The 15,307-nt window shown below is 66.2% G+C and carries 13 protein-coding genes and 2 pseudogenes; 11 read left to right on the forward strand and 4 right to left on the reverse strand.

Annotation, left to right across the window (positions count from 1 at the left end; all coding sequences use genetic code 11):
• Position 1 precedes the first annotated feature (1 nt).
• The 4 genes and pseudogenes from G6N13_RS20390 to G6N13_RS20405 all read left to right on the forward strand — a co-directional run.
• Entirely contained in the window at positions 2 to 877 is an 876-nt protein-coding gene (locus G6N13_RS20390; protein WP_163699875.1) for an ABC transporter permease, read from the forward strand.
• The gene (locus tag G6N13_RS20395) at positions 874 to 1,737 is read left to right on the forward strand and encodes an ABC transporter permease (protein ID WP_163699877.1); all 864 of its coding nucleotides are present in this window, start codon (positions 874 to 876) and stop codon (positions 1,735 to 1,737) included. Before G6N13_RS20390 ends, G6N13_RS20395 begins: the two co-directional genes overlap by 4 nt.
• A 62-nt stretch (positions 1,738 to 1,799) precedes the next feature.
• Positions 1,800 to 2,459, forward strand: coding sequence for a DedA family protein (locus G6N13_RS20400; protein ID WP_163699879.1), 660 nt, complete (start codon positions 1,800 to 1,802; stop codon positions 2,457 to 2,459).
• Between the two features lie 18 nt (positions 2,460 to 2,477).
• Positions 2,478 to 3,177, forward strand: a pseudogene (locus G6N13_RS20405) (IS3 family transposase); the annotation flags it as partial.
• Between the two features lie 123 nt (positions 3,178 to 3,300).
• Here the strand turns inward: G6N13_RS20405 and G6N13_RS20410 are convergent.
• Both G6N13_RS20410 and G6N13_RS20415 read right to left on the reverse strand, forming a co-directional pair.
• A complete protein-coding gene (locus G6N13_RS20410) occupies positions 3,301 to 4,092 on the reverse strand; it encodes a ketosteroid isomerase family protein (RefSeq protein ID WP_163699881.1) in 792 nt (263 codons plus the stop codon).
• Positions 4,092 to 4,649 carry a nicotinamidase gene (locus G6N13_RS20415; RefSeq protein WP_163699883.1) on the reverse strand — a complete coding sequence of 186 codons (558 nt, stop codon included), beginning with the start codon at positions 4,647 to 4,649 and terminating at the stop codon, positions 4,092 to 4,094. Before G6N13_RS20415 ends, G6N13_RS20410 begins: the two co-directional genes overlap by 1 nt.
• A gap of 68 nt (positions 4,650 to 4,717) precedes the next feature.
• Between G6N13_RS20415 and G6N13_RS20420 the strand changes: the two genes are divergently transcribed.
• The 4 genes and pseudogenes from G6N13_RS20420 to G6N13_RS20435 all read left to right on the forward strand — a co-directional run bounded on the left by G6N13_RS20420 (position 4,718) and on the right by G6N13_RS20435 (position 10,800).
• Positions 4,718 to 7,648, forward strand: a complete 2,931-nt coding sequence (locus G6N13_RS20420; RefSeq protein WP_163699886.1) for an aminotransferase — start codon at positions 4,718 to 4,720, stop codon at positions 7,646 to 7,648.
• 446 nt (positions 7,649 to 8,094) lie between these two features.
• A pseudogene (locus G6N13_RS20425) lies at positions 8,095 to 8,949 on the forward strand (glycosyltransferase family 4 protein); the annotation flags it as partial.
• Positions 8,950 to 9,026: 77 nt separating this feature from the next.
• Complete coding sequence (locus G6N13_RS20430; protein ID WP_235678109.1) at positions 9,027 to 9,740, forward strand: class I SAM-dependent methyltransferase; 714 nt, start codon at positions 9,027 to 9,029, stop codon at positions 9,738 to 9,740.
• Positions 9,724 to 10,800: an MMP endo-(1,4)-3-O-methyl-alpha-D-mannosidase gene (locus G6N13_RS20435; RefSeq protein WP_163699888.1), complete on the forward strand. Its 1,077-nt coding sequence runs from the start codon at positions 9,724 to 9,726 to the stop codon at positions 10,798 to 10,800. The genes G6N13_RS20430 and G6N13_RS20435 overlap by 17 nt, the downstream gene beginning before the upstream one ends.
• Here G6N13_RS20435 and G6N13_RS20440 read toward each other — a convergent pair.
• Positions 10,790 to 11,470, reverse strand: coding sequence for a class I SAM-dependent methyltransferase (locus tag G6N13_RS20440; protein WP_163699890.1), 681 nt, complete (start codon positions 11,468 to 11,470; stop codon positions 10,790 to 10,792). The genes G6N13_RS20435 and G6N13_RS20440 overlap by 11 nt on opposite strands.
• Positions 11,471 to 11,552: 82 nt before the next feature.
• Between G6N13_RS20440 and G6N13_RS20445 the strand changes: the two genes are divergently transcribed.
• From G6N13_RS20445 to G6N13_RS20460, 3 genes are all read left to right on the forward strand, one after another.
• On the forward strand, positions 11,553 to 12,125 hold the full coding sequence (locus G6N13_RS20445) for a TetR family transcriptional regulator (RefSeq protein WP_163699892.1): 573 nt from the start codon (positions 11,553 to 11,555) through the stop codon (positions 12,123 to 12,125).
• A 57-nt stretch (positions 12,126 to 12,182) separates the two neighbouring features.
• Entirely contained in the window at positions 12,183 to 13,034 is an 852-nt protein-coding gene (locus G6N13_RS20450; protein WP_163699894.1) for a DoxX family protein, read from the forward strand.
• 427 nt (positions 13,035 to 13,461) lie between these two features.
• The gene (locus tag G6N13_RS20460) at positions 13,462 to 13,869 is read left to right on the forward strand and encodes an RDD family protein (protein ID WP_163699896.1); all 408 of its coding nucleotides are present in this window, start codon (positions 13,462 to 13,464) and stop codon (positions 13,867 to 13,869) included.
• 9 nt (positions 13,870 to 13,878) lie between these two features.
• On the opposite strand, the gene G6N13_RS20465 is transcribed toward G6N13_RS20460, so the two are convergent.
• Positions 13,879 to 15,306 carry a GntP family permease gene (locus tag G6N13_RS20465; protein WP_163699898.1) on the reverse strand — a complete coding sequence of 476 codons (1,428 nt, stop codon included), beginning with the start codon at positions 15,304 to 15,306 and terminating at the stop codon, positions 13,879 to 13,881.
• Between the last annotated feature and the right edge of the window lies 1 nt (position 15,307).

A 15,307-nucleotide genomic window follows, 5' to 3' on the forward strand; every position in this document is an offset into this window, starting at 1 on the left:
GATGGCGGGAGTAGCCAGTAGTAACCGGCAGCGGAGCAAACTCGCTCCCTACCTGATGATCCTGCCCGCGCTCGCGTACCTCGGCGTCTTCTACGTCGTGCCGTTCGTGTCGCTGTTCCGGACATCGCTATCGGAAATGGGCGGGTCTATCTATCTGCCGAAGCTGACCTTCGCCTGGAACTTCGGCAATTACGGTGCGGCGCTGACCGGGTACCGCGAGCAGATCCTGCGTTCGTTCGGCTATGCGTTGACCGCCACTGTGTTGTGCGCGCTACTGGCTTTCCCCCTGGCGTACGTGCTCGCTTTCAAGGCAGGACGATTCAAGAACCTGCTGCTGGGCCTGGTGATCCTGCCGTTTTTCGTCACGTTCCTGATTCGCACATTGGCGTGGAAGACGATCTTGGCTGACGACGGCTGGGTGGTCCACACCCTGGGCACGATCGGGCTGCTGCCGTCCGATGGACGCCTGCTGTCGACCAGTTGGGCGGTGATCGGCGGCCTGACGTACAACTGGATCATCTTCATGATCCTGCCGCTGTACGTCAGCCTGGAGAAGATCGACGCACGCCTGCTGGAGGCCTCCCGCGATCTCTACGCCACCAACCGCAGGATGTTCGGCAAGGTGATCATGCCGTTGGCGATGCCCGGCGTGCTCGCCGGCAGCATGCTGGTGTTCATCCCGTCTGTGGGCGACTTCATCAATGCCGACTACCTCGGGAGCACGCAGACTCGGATGATCGGCAACGTCATTCAGAAGCAGTTCCTGGTCGTCAAGGACTACCCGGTCGCCGCTGCGCTGAGCTTCGTGCTGATGGCACTGATCCTCGTCGGTGTGCTGCTGTACACGAAGGCGCTCGGCACGGAGGACCTCGTATGACGACCGAGGCCGGGGCCGCCATCGCGCAGACCATCGACCACGGCAGACTGGCCAAGCCGGGCCGCAACATTCGGGGCACCTTCAAGCTCGGCGACATCGCCCTACGCGTGATCGCCGGGTTGGTACTGCTCTATCTGTTCCTGCCGATCCTGGTGATCATCGTCTTCTCGTTCAACAAGCCGGCCGGCAAGTTCAACTACACGTGGCAGGGCTTCACGCTGGACAACTGGGCCGACCCGTTCAAGTACCCGGCCCTGACCGAGGCGTTGAAGTTGAGCCTGAACGTCGCCGCGGTCTCGACGCTGATCGCTGTCGTGCTCGGCACCCTTGTCGCGATTGCCCTTGTCCGCCAACGCTTTCGCGGCAGCAAGGCGGTCGATACCTTCCTGGTGCTGCCCCTGACCTCACCCGAGGTCGTCATGGGCGCCTCGCTGCTCACCTTGTTCCTCGACCTGGGCTGGGCCACCGGTTACGGCACGATCCTGATCGCTCATGTGGCCTTCGAAATCAGCTTCATCGCCATGACCGTGCGCGCACGGATCCGCGGCTTCGACTGGACACTCGAAGATGCCTCCCTGGACCTGGGCTCCGGCCCCACTCGGACATTCTTCAAGGTGACCCTGCCGCTGATCGTGCCGGGCATCGTCGCTGCGGCGATGTTGTCGTTCGCGCTGTCGCTGGACGATTTCATCATCACCTATTTCGTCAGCGGCTCGACGGTGACCTATCCCCTATATGTGAACGCGGCGGTGAAAGCCGCTGTGCCACCTCAGATCAACGTGCTCGCCACGGCGATCCTGGTGGCCAGCCTGATCCTATTAGCTCTCGGAACGCTGTACCGGCGCAAGCGCGACACCTGAGTCCGACACGCGAAGCCGCTGGTTCGCGCCGGTGGCACCGGTTCATACGGCATCCTTGGCGGGTGACGGTCGACTCGATTCTGGAATCCATCCCGCCGCTGGCGGTCTACCTGGCCGTCGGGCTGATCATCGGCATCGAAAGCCTCGGTATCCCGCTGCCGGGCGAGATCGCGCTGGTGAGTGCGGCACTACTGGCCTCGCGGCACACCCTCGACATCGACCCCGTCTGGGTGGGAGCTTCAGCCACCATGGGGGCCATCATCGGCGACACGATCGGCTACACGATCGGCCGCAAGTTCGGGATGGGACTGTTCGAGCGGCTCGCCAAACGCTTTCCGAAACACTTCGGCACGGGCCATGTGGCGCTGGCTAAACAGCTGTTCTCCCGGTGGGGTGTGTGGGCGGTCTTCTTCGGACGTTTCATCGCGCTGCTGCGCATCCTGGCCGGCCCGCTGGCCGGTGCGCTGCACATGCGTTACCCGCAGTTCCTGGCCGCCAACGCAGCCGGCGCGCTGTGCTGGGCCGGCGGCACCACCGCGGTGGTCTACTACCTCGGGCTGGCCGCCGAGAAATGGCTGTCTCGGTTCTCCTGGATCGCCCTGCTCGTCGCGATCGGTGTCGGTATCGCGATGACAATGCTGCTCAAGGAGCGCACCAAACGCCTGATCGCCCAACTCGAGACCGAGCACGACTGGGAAACCTTGCGCAAACCTCTGACGTAGATGTGGGGCAGCTGCCCCGCCGCGGAGATCCGGGCCTTGAAACGCCGCAACGCCGCAACGCCGCAACGCCGCAACGCCGAGCTTGAGCAGACCATCGAAATCCTCAAGGTGGCAACGTCTTTCTTCGTGCGGGAGAGCGACCCGCGCGACCGCCGCTGACCGCTAAGGTCTGCGAGTTCATCGCCGCCCATAGGGACCGTTTCGGGGTCGCTCCGATCTGCCGCGTGCTCTGCGAGCGCGGGGTGCCGATCGCCCCGCGAACGTTCTACGCGTGGGTGACGCGGGCGCCGTCGAAACGGGCCCTGTGGGACGCCACGATCACCGAGATCCTGGCCGGCTACTACGAACCCGACGAAGACGGCAGAAAGAAGCCCGAGTCGCTCTACGGGTCGTTGACGATGTGGGCACACCTGCAGCGCGAGGGCATCCCGGTAGCCAAGTCCACGGTGGAGCGGCTGATGCGCCGAAACGGCTGGCAAGGTGTTCGCCGGTGCAAGAAGGTCCGCACCACGATCGCCGATCCGGACGCGGTACGCCCGCCGGATCTGGTGGACCGCCAGTTCGGCGTCAGTGCGCCAACGTGTTGCTCGTTGCCGACTTCACCTACGTGAAGTTGGTGACCGGGGTGTTCGTCTACGTCACGTTCGTCGTCGATGCTCACGCCGGCACGATCGTCGGCTGGGAGGCCTCGGCCTCCAAGCACACCCGCTTCGTCGAATAGGCGATCCGCCAGGCCGCCGCGCTGCGTACCCGGCAGGGACATCCCATCGAGGATGGCATGGATATCGCGGGCTACACCGCAAAAGGAATCGTGCTGGGCGGTGCGGCCGTCTATGTGCGTCTATTCGGCGAAGTACTGCAGCCGGGTGATCGCGCCGCCGCCAGCCCCCAGTTCGGCGATCAGCACTGCGGGCCGCGGACCACGCAGCGAGGCGGTCACCGACGAGCCGGCGGCGATCAGCTTGGTCCAGGACGTTCCTGCCACTTCGTCGCTGAATGTGCTGAACTTCACCGGGTTTCGTTCGCCTCGGGTGATCAATGCACCGGGACCCAGTGAGCGCCAGGCTCGCAATTGGTCGCCGGCTGAAACCGCGTCAAGGAAGGCGCGCACGGTGCGCTTGCCGCGGAATCGGGCGCCGCGAAAACCCGAGGCGAAGCCCAGCGACCCACGCAGCCCCTGATTGCGGATCAGTGCGCGACTCAAATCCAGCGCCTGCGGACCGGCCGCCAACCCGTTGCCGGCGAACTGCGCGACCATCGCCGGCAGTTCCCAATAGGCCCGCAGACGCGAAATCCGCCATTGCGTCCTCACCTCACACAGGTCATAACGCAACAGCGCCGGAATGCGCATCGTCACCGACGGTCCCATCCCGACTTCGAGGACGACGTCGCGGATAACCGTTGTCTCCGAGACGAGATCGGCCTCATGATGGAAGACAATTTGGCGCGGCGCGATGAACGTGTCGTAGAACCGCCCAATGCTCTCCAGCCCGGCATGGGGCCGGGAACCCACCGGATCCTCGACCTGACCGTCGGCGGCGAACAGCCCCACCCAGCCGGCACGGTCGTGCTCAGCCGCCATCAGCGGGGAGCGATCGACGAGGTCGAGCAGAGTGGTGCGTAGTTCTGCCATCACGCGCTGTGAACCAATTCGACTCCGCGATCGCGCATCTCGTCGAGCGCCTCTGACGTCGTTGCGGGGGCGACCCCGGCCGTAAGATCCACCAGGACACGGGTTTTGAATCCGTTCCGTGCGGCGTCGGCCGCGGTCTGGCGCACGCAGTAGTCGGTGGCGATGCCGGCGATATCAACGTCATCGACGCCACGGGCGCGCAACCAATCGGTCAACGGCGTATGGTCGGCGGTCCCTTCGAAGCCGCTGTACGCGGCGGTGTGGGCCCCCTTGTGGAACACCGCCTCGATGGGCCCGGTGTCGAGTTCCGGATGGAAGTCGGCACCGGTGGTTCCGGCCACACAGTGCCGCGGCCACGTGTCGACGAAGTCGGGTTGGTCGGCGAAATGGGCTCCGGGGTTCACGTGATAGTCCTTGGTCGCCACGACGTGGTCGTAGCCGTGGTCCCCGGCCAGCAGCGCGTTGATCGCGCGGACCACTGCGCCGGCCCCGGCGACGGCCAGCGATCCCCCTTCGCAGAAGTCGTTCTGCACGTCGACGATGATCAGCGCCCGCATCTGCCCACCGTATCGGCAGATCCGTTGCCGGACTACCGGCTCGGGCCCGGCAGTACAGTGAGTTGGCCATGACACTGTTCGACTTCTTCCAAGCCGAGGAGCTTCCGGTGCCGGCGGTCACTCCGGCACAGGCTCGCGATATCGCCAAGACCGAGTTCGGGCTCGACGCGCACGTCACCCCGCTGGGCAGCCAGCAGGACGCCAACTTTCTGCTGAACACGCCCGACGGCGATCCGATCGGGGTGCTCAAGATCGCCAACCCGGCGTTTTCCCGCATTGAGCTCGAGGCTCAGGACGCCGCGGCGGCTCATATCCGGCAGATCGAACCCGATGTCCGCACCGCCACGAATGTCAACCTGGCCGGCGTCGCTGCGATCGCCGAGCTACGGCGCGACGACGGCACGGTGCTGCACCCCCGGATCATCGCTCATCTCGACGGCGGCACCATGACCGGCGAGCGGTACCTCACGCCCGCCCGATCGGCGGCGCTGGGCGCGCTGGCCGGGCGCACGGTCCGGGCTCTGGCCGGCTTCGACCACCCGGGCGTCGATCGCGTCCTGCAGTGGGACTTGCGCCATGCCCAGCGCACGGTCGAAGTGCTGGCGCCCCACATCACCGATACAGCACGCCGGGAGACCGTCGAGGCAGCCGCCGCCGCGGCCTGGCAGCTGGTCGCCGACCTCAGCGACGACCTGCCAGTCCAGGTTATCCACGGCGACCTCACCGATGACAACGTGGTATGCGGTTCACCGGATAGCGGCAGCTTCCCTGACGGGATCATCGACCTGGGCGATCTCACCCGGTCCTGGACCGTCGGTGAACTGGCGATCGCGGTGTCGTCGCTGTTGCGCCACGCGGGTGGTGAACCCGCGGCCACCGTGGGCGCGATCGCCGCGTTCCACGCCGTGCGCCCGCTTGCCCCGGCCGAAATCGACGCGCTGTGGCCGCTGGTCGTTCTACGCGCCGCCGTGCTGGTGGTCAGCGGTATCCACCAGGCCACGATCGATGCCGATAATGACTACGCGACCAGCGCCGTCGAGTGGGAGTGGCGGATCTTCGAACGCGCTGTCGAGGTGCCCAGCGAGGTGATGACCGCCCAGATTCGCGCCGCGCTGGGTGCGGGGCACGCCAAAGATCCGCTGGCAGTCGAAGGCTTACTGATCGGCGGGCTGGAACCTGGCTCGGTGACCCGCCTGGATCTATCCGCCGAATCCGACGCGATGGACTGCGGCCGGTGGCTGACCGCCGGCTGCGAAGAAGACCTGGTTGCCGAGGCACTCGCCGATGGCGCCGCGGCGGTAGTGACCACCTTTGGTCAGCCGCGGCTGACTCGGTCGGTCCCCTTGAGTCCGCAGTCCGCGGCCACCGTCGGGACCGGTGTGGATCTCTGGCCGGGTTCACCGCTGCCGATCACGGCTCCGTGGAGCGGAGCGCTGGATGCCGTATCCGCTGACTCGCTGACCCTGACCGGCACCGCCGGTTCACTCGAGCTGCGCGGTGCGCTGCAGGTCAGCGGCCAGTTGCAGCCGGGCCAGAGTGTCAGCGCAGGCACCGCGCTGGGCACCATCGAGGGCCATGTCTGGTTGCAGAGCCGTAGGCAGCCAGAGCTGGCGGTCCCCGACTTCGTCCGGGCTGAATATGCCGCGGGCTGGCTGAGCCTGGTCGACGACCCCGGTGTGCTCCTCGGCCTGGCGCCAGTGACTCCGTCGGACGGCGACGGCGAGGCGCTGTGGCGCCGCCGGACGGACTCCTTCGCCAGCGTCCAGGAGCACTACTACCTCAACCCACCGCGCATCGAGCGCGGCTGGCGCGAGCACATGCTGTCCAACGACGCCCGCAGCTACCTCGACATGGTCAACAACGTCGCGATCCTCGGCCACGGCCATCCGGTGCTCGCCGATGCCGTCGCCCGGCAGTGGCGGCGGCTCAACACCAATTCCCGGTTCAACTACGGCGCCGTCGTCGAGCTGTCAGAGCGTCTGGCCGCCACCCTGCCCGAGCCGCTGGACACGGTGTTCCTGGTCAACTCCGGCTCCGAGGCCGTAGACCTGGCGCTGCGCCTGGCGATGGCCACGACCGGGCGCCACGACGTGGTGGCGGTGGCCGAGGCGTACCACGGCTGGACGTACGCCACCGACGCCATCTCGACATCGGTGGCCGACAATCCCAACGCACTGGCCACCCGGCCGGGCTGGGTGCACACGGTGCCCTCGCCCAACTCCTACCGCGGCGAGCATCGCGGAGCGGATGCGGCGCGCTACGCCCCCGAGGCCGTCGCAGTCATCGAAGGCCTTGCCGCACAAGGAAAACCACCCGCCGCTTTTATCTGTGAACCGTTCTACGGCAATGCCGGCGGGATGGCCCTGCCCGACGGCTATCTGCAGGCCGTCTATGCGGCGGTGCGCGCCGCCGGCGGGCTCGCTATCGCCGATGAGGTGCAGGTCGGCTACGGCCGCACCGGCCGGTCGTTCTGGAGCTTCCAGCAGCAGGACGTGGTGCCCGACGTCGTCACCGTCGCCAAAGCGATGGGTAACGGCCAGCCGCTCGGTGCGGTGATCACCACCCGAGAGATCGCCGAGAAGTACCGCACCCAGGGGTACTTCTTCTCCTCGGCCGGTGGCAGCCCGGTCTCCTGCGTGGTCGGGCTGACGGTGCTCGACGTGGTGGAGTCCGAGGGGCTCCAGCACAACGCCCTGACCGTCGGCGAGCACCTCAAGACCCGCATCGAAGAGCTGGCGACTCGCCACGAGCTGATCGGCACCGTGCACGGCAGTGGCTTGTACATGGGCGTCGAGCTGGTCCGTGATCGGGCGACTCTGGAACCCGCCGTCGAGGAGACCGCGGCGATCTGCGAGCGGCTGCGTGAGCTGGGCGTCATCGTCCAGCCCACCGGCGACCGGCAGAACGTGCTGAAGGTCAAGCCGCCGATGTGCATCACGGCCGAATCGGCCGATTACTTCGCCGATATGCTCGACCGGGTGCTCTCTACCGGCTGGTGAGTCAGCTTGTGAAGCAATATTGGACGGCCGTACCGAAGCCGAACGAGCTACGGACATGGCCGAAGTGGTGGCGGATCACCACATCTTCTGCGCTCCCGGCGCCTTCGGAAAGTGTTGCACCGCAATCGATCAGCAAAGCCTCATCGACACCGCACCCGAGCGCCGCAGTGACACCGGGGGCCGGGTGGCGGCAAGGGCAGACGCCGCTGGAAACCGCTCCCCACCGGGAGCGGACAACACCAGGAAACGGTCCTGGCATAGGGTGGGCGTCGGGCACTTACGTTGCAGTATGTAGCTAAGCGAATTATAGTCCAGACACATGTCCAGACAGCTCGCTGATCGTGTCCGGCCTTACTCACGATGAGATATGTGAGTCAAACGATGACATATGCGTGCCCCGCGAGTGACTCGGCCGTATCGGTCATGGACGTTGCAGGAGTGTGAAGATGCGGATTGCGTTGCTGTCCTACCGCAGCAAGACCCACTGTGGCGGGCAGGGCGTCTACGTCCGGCACCTGAGTCGCGGGTTGGTGGAACTGGGCCATGACGTCGAGGTTTTCTCCGGCCAGCCCTACCCGGAGATCCTCGATCCGCGGGTTCGACTGACCGAGGTCCCCAGCCTCGACCTCTACCGCGAACCCGACCCGTTTCGGGTGCCGCGGCCAAGCGAGATCCGCGACCGGATCGACGCGCTCGAGCTGGCCACCATGTGGACCTCGGGCTTCCCTGAACCTCGCACCTTCAGTCTGCGGGCAGCCCGGTTGCTGGCCGCACGCCTCGACGAGTTCGACATCGTGCACGACAACCAGTGCCTGGGCACCGGCCTGCTGCGGATCGCCGAGATGGGCCTTCCCGTCGTGGCCACCGTGCACCACCCGATCACTCGCGACCGCGTGCTCGATCTGGCCGCCGCCAAATGGTGGCGAAAGCCGTTGGTGCACAGATGGTATGGATTTGCGCAGATGCAGAAGCGCGTCGCCAAGAATATTCCGGACCTGTTGACGGTGTCCTCGTCGTCGGCCACCGATATCGCCGACGATTTCGGCGTGAGCCCAGAGCAGCTTCGTGTCGTGCCACTCGGCGTGGACACCGATCTGTTCAAGCCCTCCGACCAACCACGCGCCCCCGGCCGCATCATCGCGATTTCGAGCGCGGATCGCCCTCTCAAGGGAATCGGGCACCTGCTGCACGCCGTGGCCAAGCTGCGTACCGAGCACGACCTGGAGTTGCAGCTGGTGGCCAAGCTGGAGCCGAACGGACCGACCGAGAAGCTCATCGCCGAACTGGGTATCAGCCACATCGGCCGACGACCGGGTATCGGCCGATATCGTGCACCATCAGCCAAGCGGCCTGTCCGGATGAGGTGACTGTGGCCGCACTGCGCGTTCGGCGACGGCGGTGGATCGGTGTTCGACTTCGATTCGAGCGCCGTGGCCGTCACAGCTTCGAGGCGTACCGCCGCGGCGCCGACGTCATCGCCTTCGATATGGACGCCGCCGGGCTGGCCGATGTCGACACCCTCCTGCAGGCGATGGGCGAGGCCGGCGAGGCGCCCGCGTCAGCCAAGGCGCAGGTCGTGGTCGGCGACGCGCTCGCACTGCCCTACCCGGATGGCGAGTTCGACTGCGTGATCGCCTCGGAAATTCTCGAGCACATCCCGCAAGACGATGCCGCGATCGCCGAATTGATCCGGGTCCTCAAGCCCGGCGGCACGCTGGCGGTGACCGTGCCGCGGTGGCTGCCGGAACGGATCTGCTGGCTGCTGTCGGACGAATACCACGCCAACGAGGGCGGCCATATCCGGATCTACAAGGCCGACCAGTTGCAGGCCAAACTGGTTCGCGGCGGGCTCACCTTCACCCACTCACATCACGCCCACGCGCTGCACTCCCCGTTCTGGTGGCTGAAATGCGCTGTCGGTGTGGAGAAGCCGGATCACCCGGCAGTCAAGGCCTACCACCAGCTGCTGGTGTGGGACATGATGTCTCGCCCCGCTCTGACCAGAGTGACCGAAGCCGCACTCAATCCGCTGGTTGGCAAGAGTGTCGCCCTCTACTTCGAAAAGCCGATCTCGAATGACTCGCCGGTCTGATCTCGAGGGTGTGCCGGGCGTCGCCCGCATCCTCACGCCGCAGCAATGCCGCCAGACGGCGGAGTCCATTGCGGCCGTGCAGGAATCCTCGGGCGAAATCCCGTGGTCGGAGACTGGGCACACCGATGTGTGGGATCACGTCGAATGCGCCATGGCCCTGACCGCAGCGGGTCTGCATGAACCCGCCCGCGCGGCCTACGAATGGTGCCGCCGCGAGCAGCGTGCCGATGGCTCCTGGCCCATCCAGTACCGCCGCGGCGTGATCGAAGATGCCAATAGCGACAGCAACTTCTGCGCCTACATCGCCGCCGGGGTGTGGCATCACTTCCTGGTGACCGGCGATGCGGGGTTCGCCGAGCACATGTGGCCCACGGTTCGCGGCGGTATCGACTTCGTCCTCGGCCTGCAGGCCGGCACGGGTGAAATCTATTGGGCACAAGGGCCGTCCGGCGTTCTTCCGGAGGCGCTTCTGACCGGCTGCGCCAGTATCTATCACAGTCTTCGTTGTGCGGTGGCGCTGGCCGAGCGCCTCGATGATCCGCAGCCCGAATGGGAAGTTGCGCTGGGCCGGCTCGGCCACGCGATCGCCGAACACCCCGACGCCTTCACCGAGAAGCCACACCACTCGATGGACTGGTACTACCCGATTCTGGGTGGTGCGTTGCGCGGCTCGGCCGCAACCGCCCGAATCGCCCAGCGCTGGGACGATTTCGTGGTCGACGGGCTGGGCATCCGCTGCGTCGACGATCGGCCGTGGGTGACCGGGGCCGAAACATGCGAATTCGTCATGGCATTGGACGCGATGGGCGACCGGCGGAGGGCGGTCAATCAGTTCGCCGCGATGCAGCACCTGCGCGAGCAGGACGGCTCCTACTGGACCGGGCTGGTATTCGCCGACGGCAAGCGCTGGCCCGTCGAGCGGACCACCTGGACCGCGGCGGCGGTGATCCTTGCCGCCGACGCGTTGTCCGCGACCACCGGAGGCAGCGACATCTTCCGTGCCGCCGGTCTGCCGCGCGGCCTGGAAGGCGACTACGACTGTGAATGCGTCAGGCGCTGAGCGGATCCACGCCTGCCGATCCGGCAGTGCGCTCCAGCACCCGCAGCGAACCCAGGCTGGCAACCTCGGTGAAATGACCGGATTCCAAGGCGCGGCAATAGATGTTGTAGGGCGGCCGGCCTCCGTCGCGGGGATCCGGGAAGACGTCATGGATGACCAGAGCGCCGCCGGCGGCAACCCATTTGGCCCAGCCCGCGAGGTCCTGCTGTGCGGCGGTCTCGCTATGCCCGCCATCGATGAACAACAACTGCAGCGGGGTCTGCCAGCCGCGAGCCACGACCGGCGATTTGCCGACCACCGCGACGATCGTGTCGTCCAGGCCGGCGGCGTCCAAGGTGCGGCGGAAGGTGGGCAGTGTGTCGAACCGGCCGCTGACCGGGTCGACCATGGTCGTGTCGTGGAATTCCCAGCCCGCCTGGTGCTCTTCGGATCCGTGATGGTGGTCGACGGTGTAGAGCACACTGTCGGTCGCCGCCGCGGCGGCGCCCAGCATGACGGTGGACTTGCCGCAGTATGTACCGATTTCGACGGCGACCCCGGCGTCCAGGTAGCGCAGGCCCGCGTCGTGGAGCGCACGCCCCTCGTCAGCGGGCATAAAGCCCACAACCTGCTCAGCCAATTCGAAAAGACGAGAAGTTTGCGCTGCGCGGGTAGTGTCGGTGCGGCTCATATTCCGAACCTAACCCGTCGCGATGGTGCATGGCCAGCGCGCACCTTGTCGGTGCTGGTGAGTTGTAGTAGCGTCCGGACATGTGTCTGATCCGGTAGCTCGGGAATCGACGCGCCGTCGATTGTCAGCGAAACAGGCCGCCACCGTCGACCGGTTGGGTCGCGCCGCTGTCGATGTGCTGAGCCGAGAAGGATTCGCCGGCCTGACGATCCGGATGGTGGCCGCCGAGGCCGGTGTCGGCGCGGCAACCGCCTACACATATTTCTCGTCCAAAGAGCATCTGGTCGCCGAGGTGTTCTGGCGTCGGCTGGCCTCGACACCAGTGCCACCCGACGACTCCCCGGACCCCATCGAGCGCGTGGTGGGTGTGCTGCGGCACATCGCGCTGTTGGTCGCCGATGAGCCGGAACTCGCTGGCGCGGTGACAACCGCGCTACTCGGCAAGGATCCCGATGTCGAGCACCTGCGCTTCCGCATCGGTCGCGAAATCCATCAGCGATTGATTTCCGCCCTTGGCGCGCAATGCGATTCGAACGTTGTCGAATCGCTCGAACAGCTCTATGCCGGCGCGCTGGTGCGGGCCGGCATGGGATACGCCTCCTACACCGAGATCGCCAGCAGGCTGGAAGCGTCCGCCCGCCTGCTGCTGACCTGACACCGAACCCGTGACGTAACGGGTTTGACCCCGTGGCCAGTAGGGAACTATGGCCTCATGTTGATTCGCAGAGTTGCCCGGCCTATGTTGGCGGCGGTGTTCATCGGCCAAGGATTCGAAGCGCTGAGAAGCCCGAAGCCGGCAGCTGAAGCCGCCCGGCCGGCTCTCGAAGGGTTACAGAAGCTGCCGGAGCCGGTCGGCTCCGGTGTCCCCAGCGACCCGGAGACACTGGCACGGATCACGGCGGCCGTCCAGATCGGCGGCGGGCTGCTCCTGGCGTCCGGACGACTGCCCCGGCTGGCCTCAGCGGCGTTGGCGGTCTGCGTGATTCCGGCCAATCTCGGTGCGCACATGTTCTGGGACGAGTCCGACCAGCAACTCAAAGCCGAGAAGCGCCGAGCGTTTTTGACCGATCTCAGTCTGCTCGGCGGGCTGATCATCGCCTCGGCCGATACCGCCGGCAAACCATCACTGGGCTGGCGTGGCCGCCGCGCGGCACGCAAGGTGAGCGAAGCCGTCTCGGCCGGATTGCCGGGATCGAGTCATGGCCTGCTGGACAGTGAGCTACTGGACAAGGTGGGCCCCAAGGTCGGCCATGGTCTGCAGGTTGGCGCCGAACGCGGTCGCGAACTGGCAGTGGCCGCTGGTGAGCGCAGTGCCCCGCTGTTGGAAACCGCCCGCAAGCGTGGCGCTGAGTTCGCCGAGATCGCCCGCGAGCGCGGGGCCGAACTGGCCGACGTCGCCAGTGAGCGCAGCGCCGAATTCGCCGAAATGGCCCGCAAGCGCGGGGCCGAATTCGCTGAGGTGGCCAGGGATCAGGGCGGCGAACTGATCGACACCACGCGTTCTCGCGCCCAGAAGGCCAACAAACAAGCCACGAAGCAGGCGAAGAAGTTGGCCAGGCGCTGAGCATTCGGATCGCGCGGCGGTGAAGCCGCTGCCGCGTTCGGCCACCAAGGTACATTGGGCCGGACTGTCGGTAGCGGGAGGAGCGATCAATGACCACGGGTAATTACGACCCAAACGCTTACGGCCAACCCGGCGGGTATCCCCCGCCGCCTCCGACGGGTCAGCCCGGCAGCTATCCACCGCCCCCGCCCGGCTATTCCGCGCCTCCGCCCGGCTATCCCGCGCCCCCGCCCGGCCAGCCCGGTGGTTATCCCCCGCCACCCCCCTACGGTCCGCCCGGGTATCCCCCGCCACCCCCCTACGGTCCGCCCGGGTATCCCCCGCCACCCCCCTACGGTCAGCCCGGGTATCCCCGCCACTCCCCTACGGTCAGCCCGGTCCAGGTGGCTACCCGCCGCCGGCCGTTACCGGCCAGCAACCCGCCGGCGTGTGGATTCGACTCGGCGCCCGGCTGATTGACGGGATCATCACCGGTGTCGTCGTGTTCGCACTCTCGTTTGCGTTCTATGCCAGCGACAGCTACGGCATTGTGGCGGGCGTCCTATCCGGCCTGCTGCCCTTCGCCTACTTCGTTGGCTTCGAGGTCTCGCAGGGTTGGACACCGGCTAAGAAGCTTCTGGGGCTCTCGGTCCGCGGACCCGGTGGCACCCCGAAGCCGACTGCCAAGCAGTCGGCGATCCGCAATGCCTTCATGCTGCTGTCGATCATCCCGTGGGTGGGCTGGGCGCTCGGCCTGGTCGCCGACATCATCATCGGTGTGACGATCAACGGCAGCCCGACCAAACAGGGAAAGCACGACGAACTGGCCGGTGGCACCCAGGTCGTCCAGGGCTGAGCGCCCCGCTCAGATCATCAGACTGAGCAGCATCACGACGCCCAGACCCGTCACCGACAAGACCGTCTCCATCAGGGACCAGGTCTTGATGGTCTGACCCACCGTGATCCGGAAGTACTGGTTGACCAACCAGAATCCGGCGTCGTTGACGTGGGAAAAGAACAGCGAGCCGGCTCCGACGGCAAGGACGACCAGTGATACCTGGCCGGTGCTGAGGCCCTCCACCAGCTGGAGCACCAGTGCCGAGGCGGTGATGGTGGCCACCGTCGCGGAGCCGGTCGCCAGCCGGATCAGCACGGCGAGCACCCAGGCCAGCAGGATTACGGAGATGTTGGCGCTCTTGGCCCAGTCGGCCAACAGCGTTCCGATGCCACTGTCGACAAGGACCTGCTTGAAGCCGCCGCCCGCGGCGACGATCAGGATGATGCCGGCCACCGGGGGCAGGCCCGACTCCACACATTTCATCACTGCGGACCGCGACATGCCTGCGCCGCGTCCGAGGGTGAAGATCCCGACGATGACCGCGATCAGCAGGGCCACCAGCGGGGTGCCGAGGACGTCGAAAGTGATTCGGAACCATTGGTTCTCGTCGTCGATGAAAATGTCGACAAGCGCCTTGCCCAGCATCAGCACGACGGGTAGCAGAACGCTGAACAACGTCACTCCGAAGGAGGGCCGGCGGGCACCGCGGTTCTGGTCAGGAACCACTTCACCCTCGGGTCCGAGCGCGGCTGAGCCGGAACCGAACGTGTCGGGCGCCTCCACGACGACCCAACGTCCGGCCAGCTTCCCGAACAACGGGCCGGCCACGATGATCGTCGGAATCGCCACCGCGACACCAAGAGCCAGCGTCAGCCCCAGGTCGGCATGCAGCAAGCTGATCGCGGTAAGCGGTCCCGGGTGCGGCGGTACGAAACCGTGCATCGCGGAAAGCCCTGCCAGCGCGGGGATTCCGACCGTGATCAGTGAGAGCTGGGAGCGTCGCGACACCAGGTAGATGACCGGCATCAACAGAACCAGGCCGATCTCGAAGAACATCGGCAGACCGATGATGGCGCCGACCAGAGCCATCGCCCACGGCAAGGCCCGTGGTGAGGCATGCCCGACGATCGTATCGACGATCTCGTCCGCACCACCGGAATCGGCGAGGAGCTTGGCGAACATCGCGCCCAGCGCGATCAGGATGCCGACGCTCGCAGCGGTGCTACCGAAACCGTCGGTGAACGATTTCAGCACCTTCTCCAGGTTTTCCCCGGCGACGATTCCGACCGTCAGTGCGCCAAAGATCAACGCGAGGAACGGATGCAGATGGAGCAGTGTGATGAGGACGACGATCACCGCGATACCCGCGACGAAGGCGAGGATGAGCTGCCAGCCGGGAGCGACCGGTGTCACTAACTTCGGGGCTTCGGCCAACAGAGTGGCGTTCAGGTTCATC

Source organism: Mycolicibacterium sarraceniae (genome assembly GCF_010731875.1).
GTDB classification, from domain to species: Bacteria; Actinomycetota; Actinomycetes; order Mycobacteriales; family Mycobacteriaceae; genus Mycobacterium; species Mycobacterium sarraceniae.

Bases quoted from the DNA above. Each gene is read 5' to 3' on its own strand.
- G6N13_RS20390 (WP_163699875.1), top strand. From the start codon at position 2: ATGGCGGGAGTAGCCAGTAGTAACCGGCAGCGGAGCAAACTCGCTCCC.
- G6N13_RS20395 (WP_163699877.1), top strand. From the start codon at position 874: ATGACGACCGAGGCCGGGGCCGCCATCGCGCAGACCATCGACCACGGC.
- G6N13_RS20410 (WP_163699881.1), bottom strand. From the start codon at position 4,092: ATGGCAGAACTACGCACCACTCTGCTCGACCTCGTCGATCGCTCCCCG.
- G6N13_RS20415 (WP_163699883.1), bottom strand. From the start codon at position 4,649: ATGCGGGCGCTGATCATCGTCGACGTGCAGAACGACTTCTGCGAAGGG.
- G6N13_RS20420 (WP_163699886.1), top strand. From the start codon at position 4,718: ATGACACTGTTCGACTTCTTCCAAGCCGAGGAGCTTCCGGTGCCGGCG.
- G6N13_RS20435 (WP_163699888.1), top strand. From the start codon at position 9,724: ATGACTCGCCGGTCTGATCTCGAGGGTGTGCCGGGCGTCGCCCGCATC.
- G6N13_RS20440 (WP_163699890.1), bottom strand. From the start codon at position 11,470: ATGAGCCGCACCGACACTACCCGCGCAGCGCAAACTTCTCGTCTTTTC.
- G6N13_RS20450 (WP_163699894.1), top strand. From the start codon at position 12,183: ATGTTGATTCGCAGAGTTGCCCGGCCTATGTTGGCGGCGGTGTTCATC.
- G6N13_RS20465 (WP_163699898.1), bottom strand. From the start codon at position 15,306: ATGAACCTGAACGCCACTCTGTTGGCCGAAGCCCCGAAGTTAGTGACA.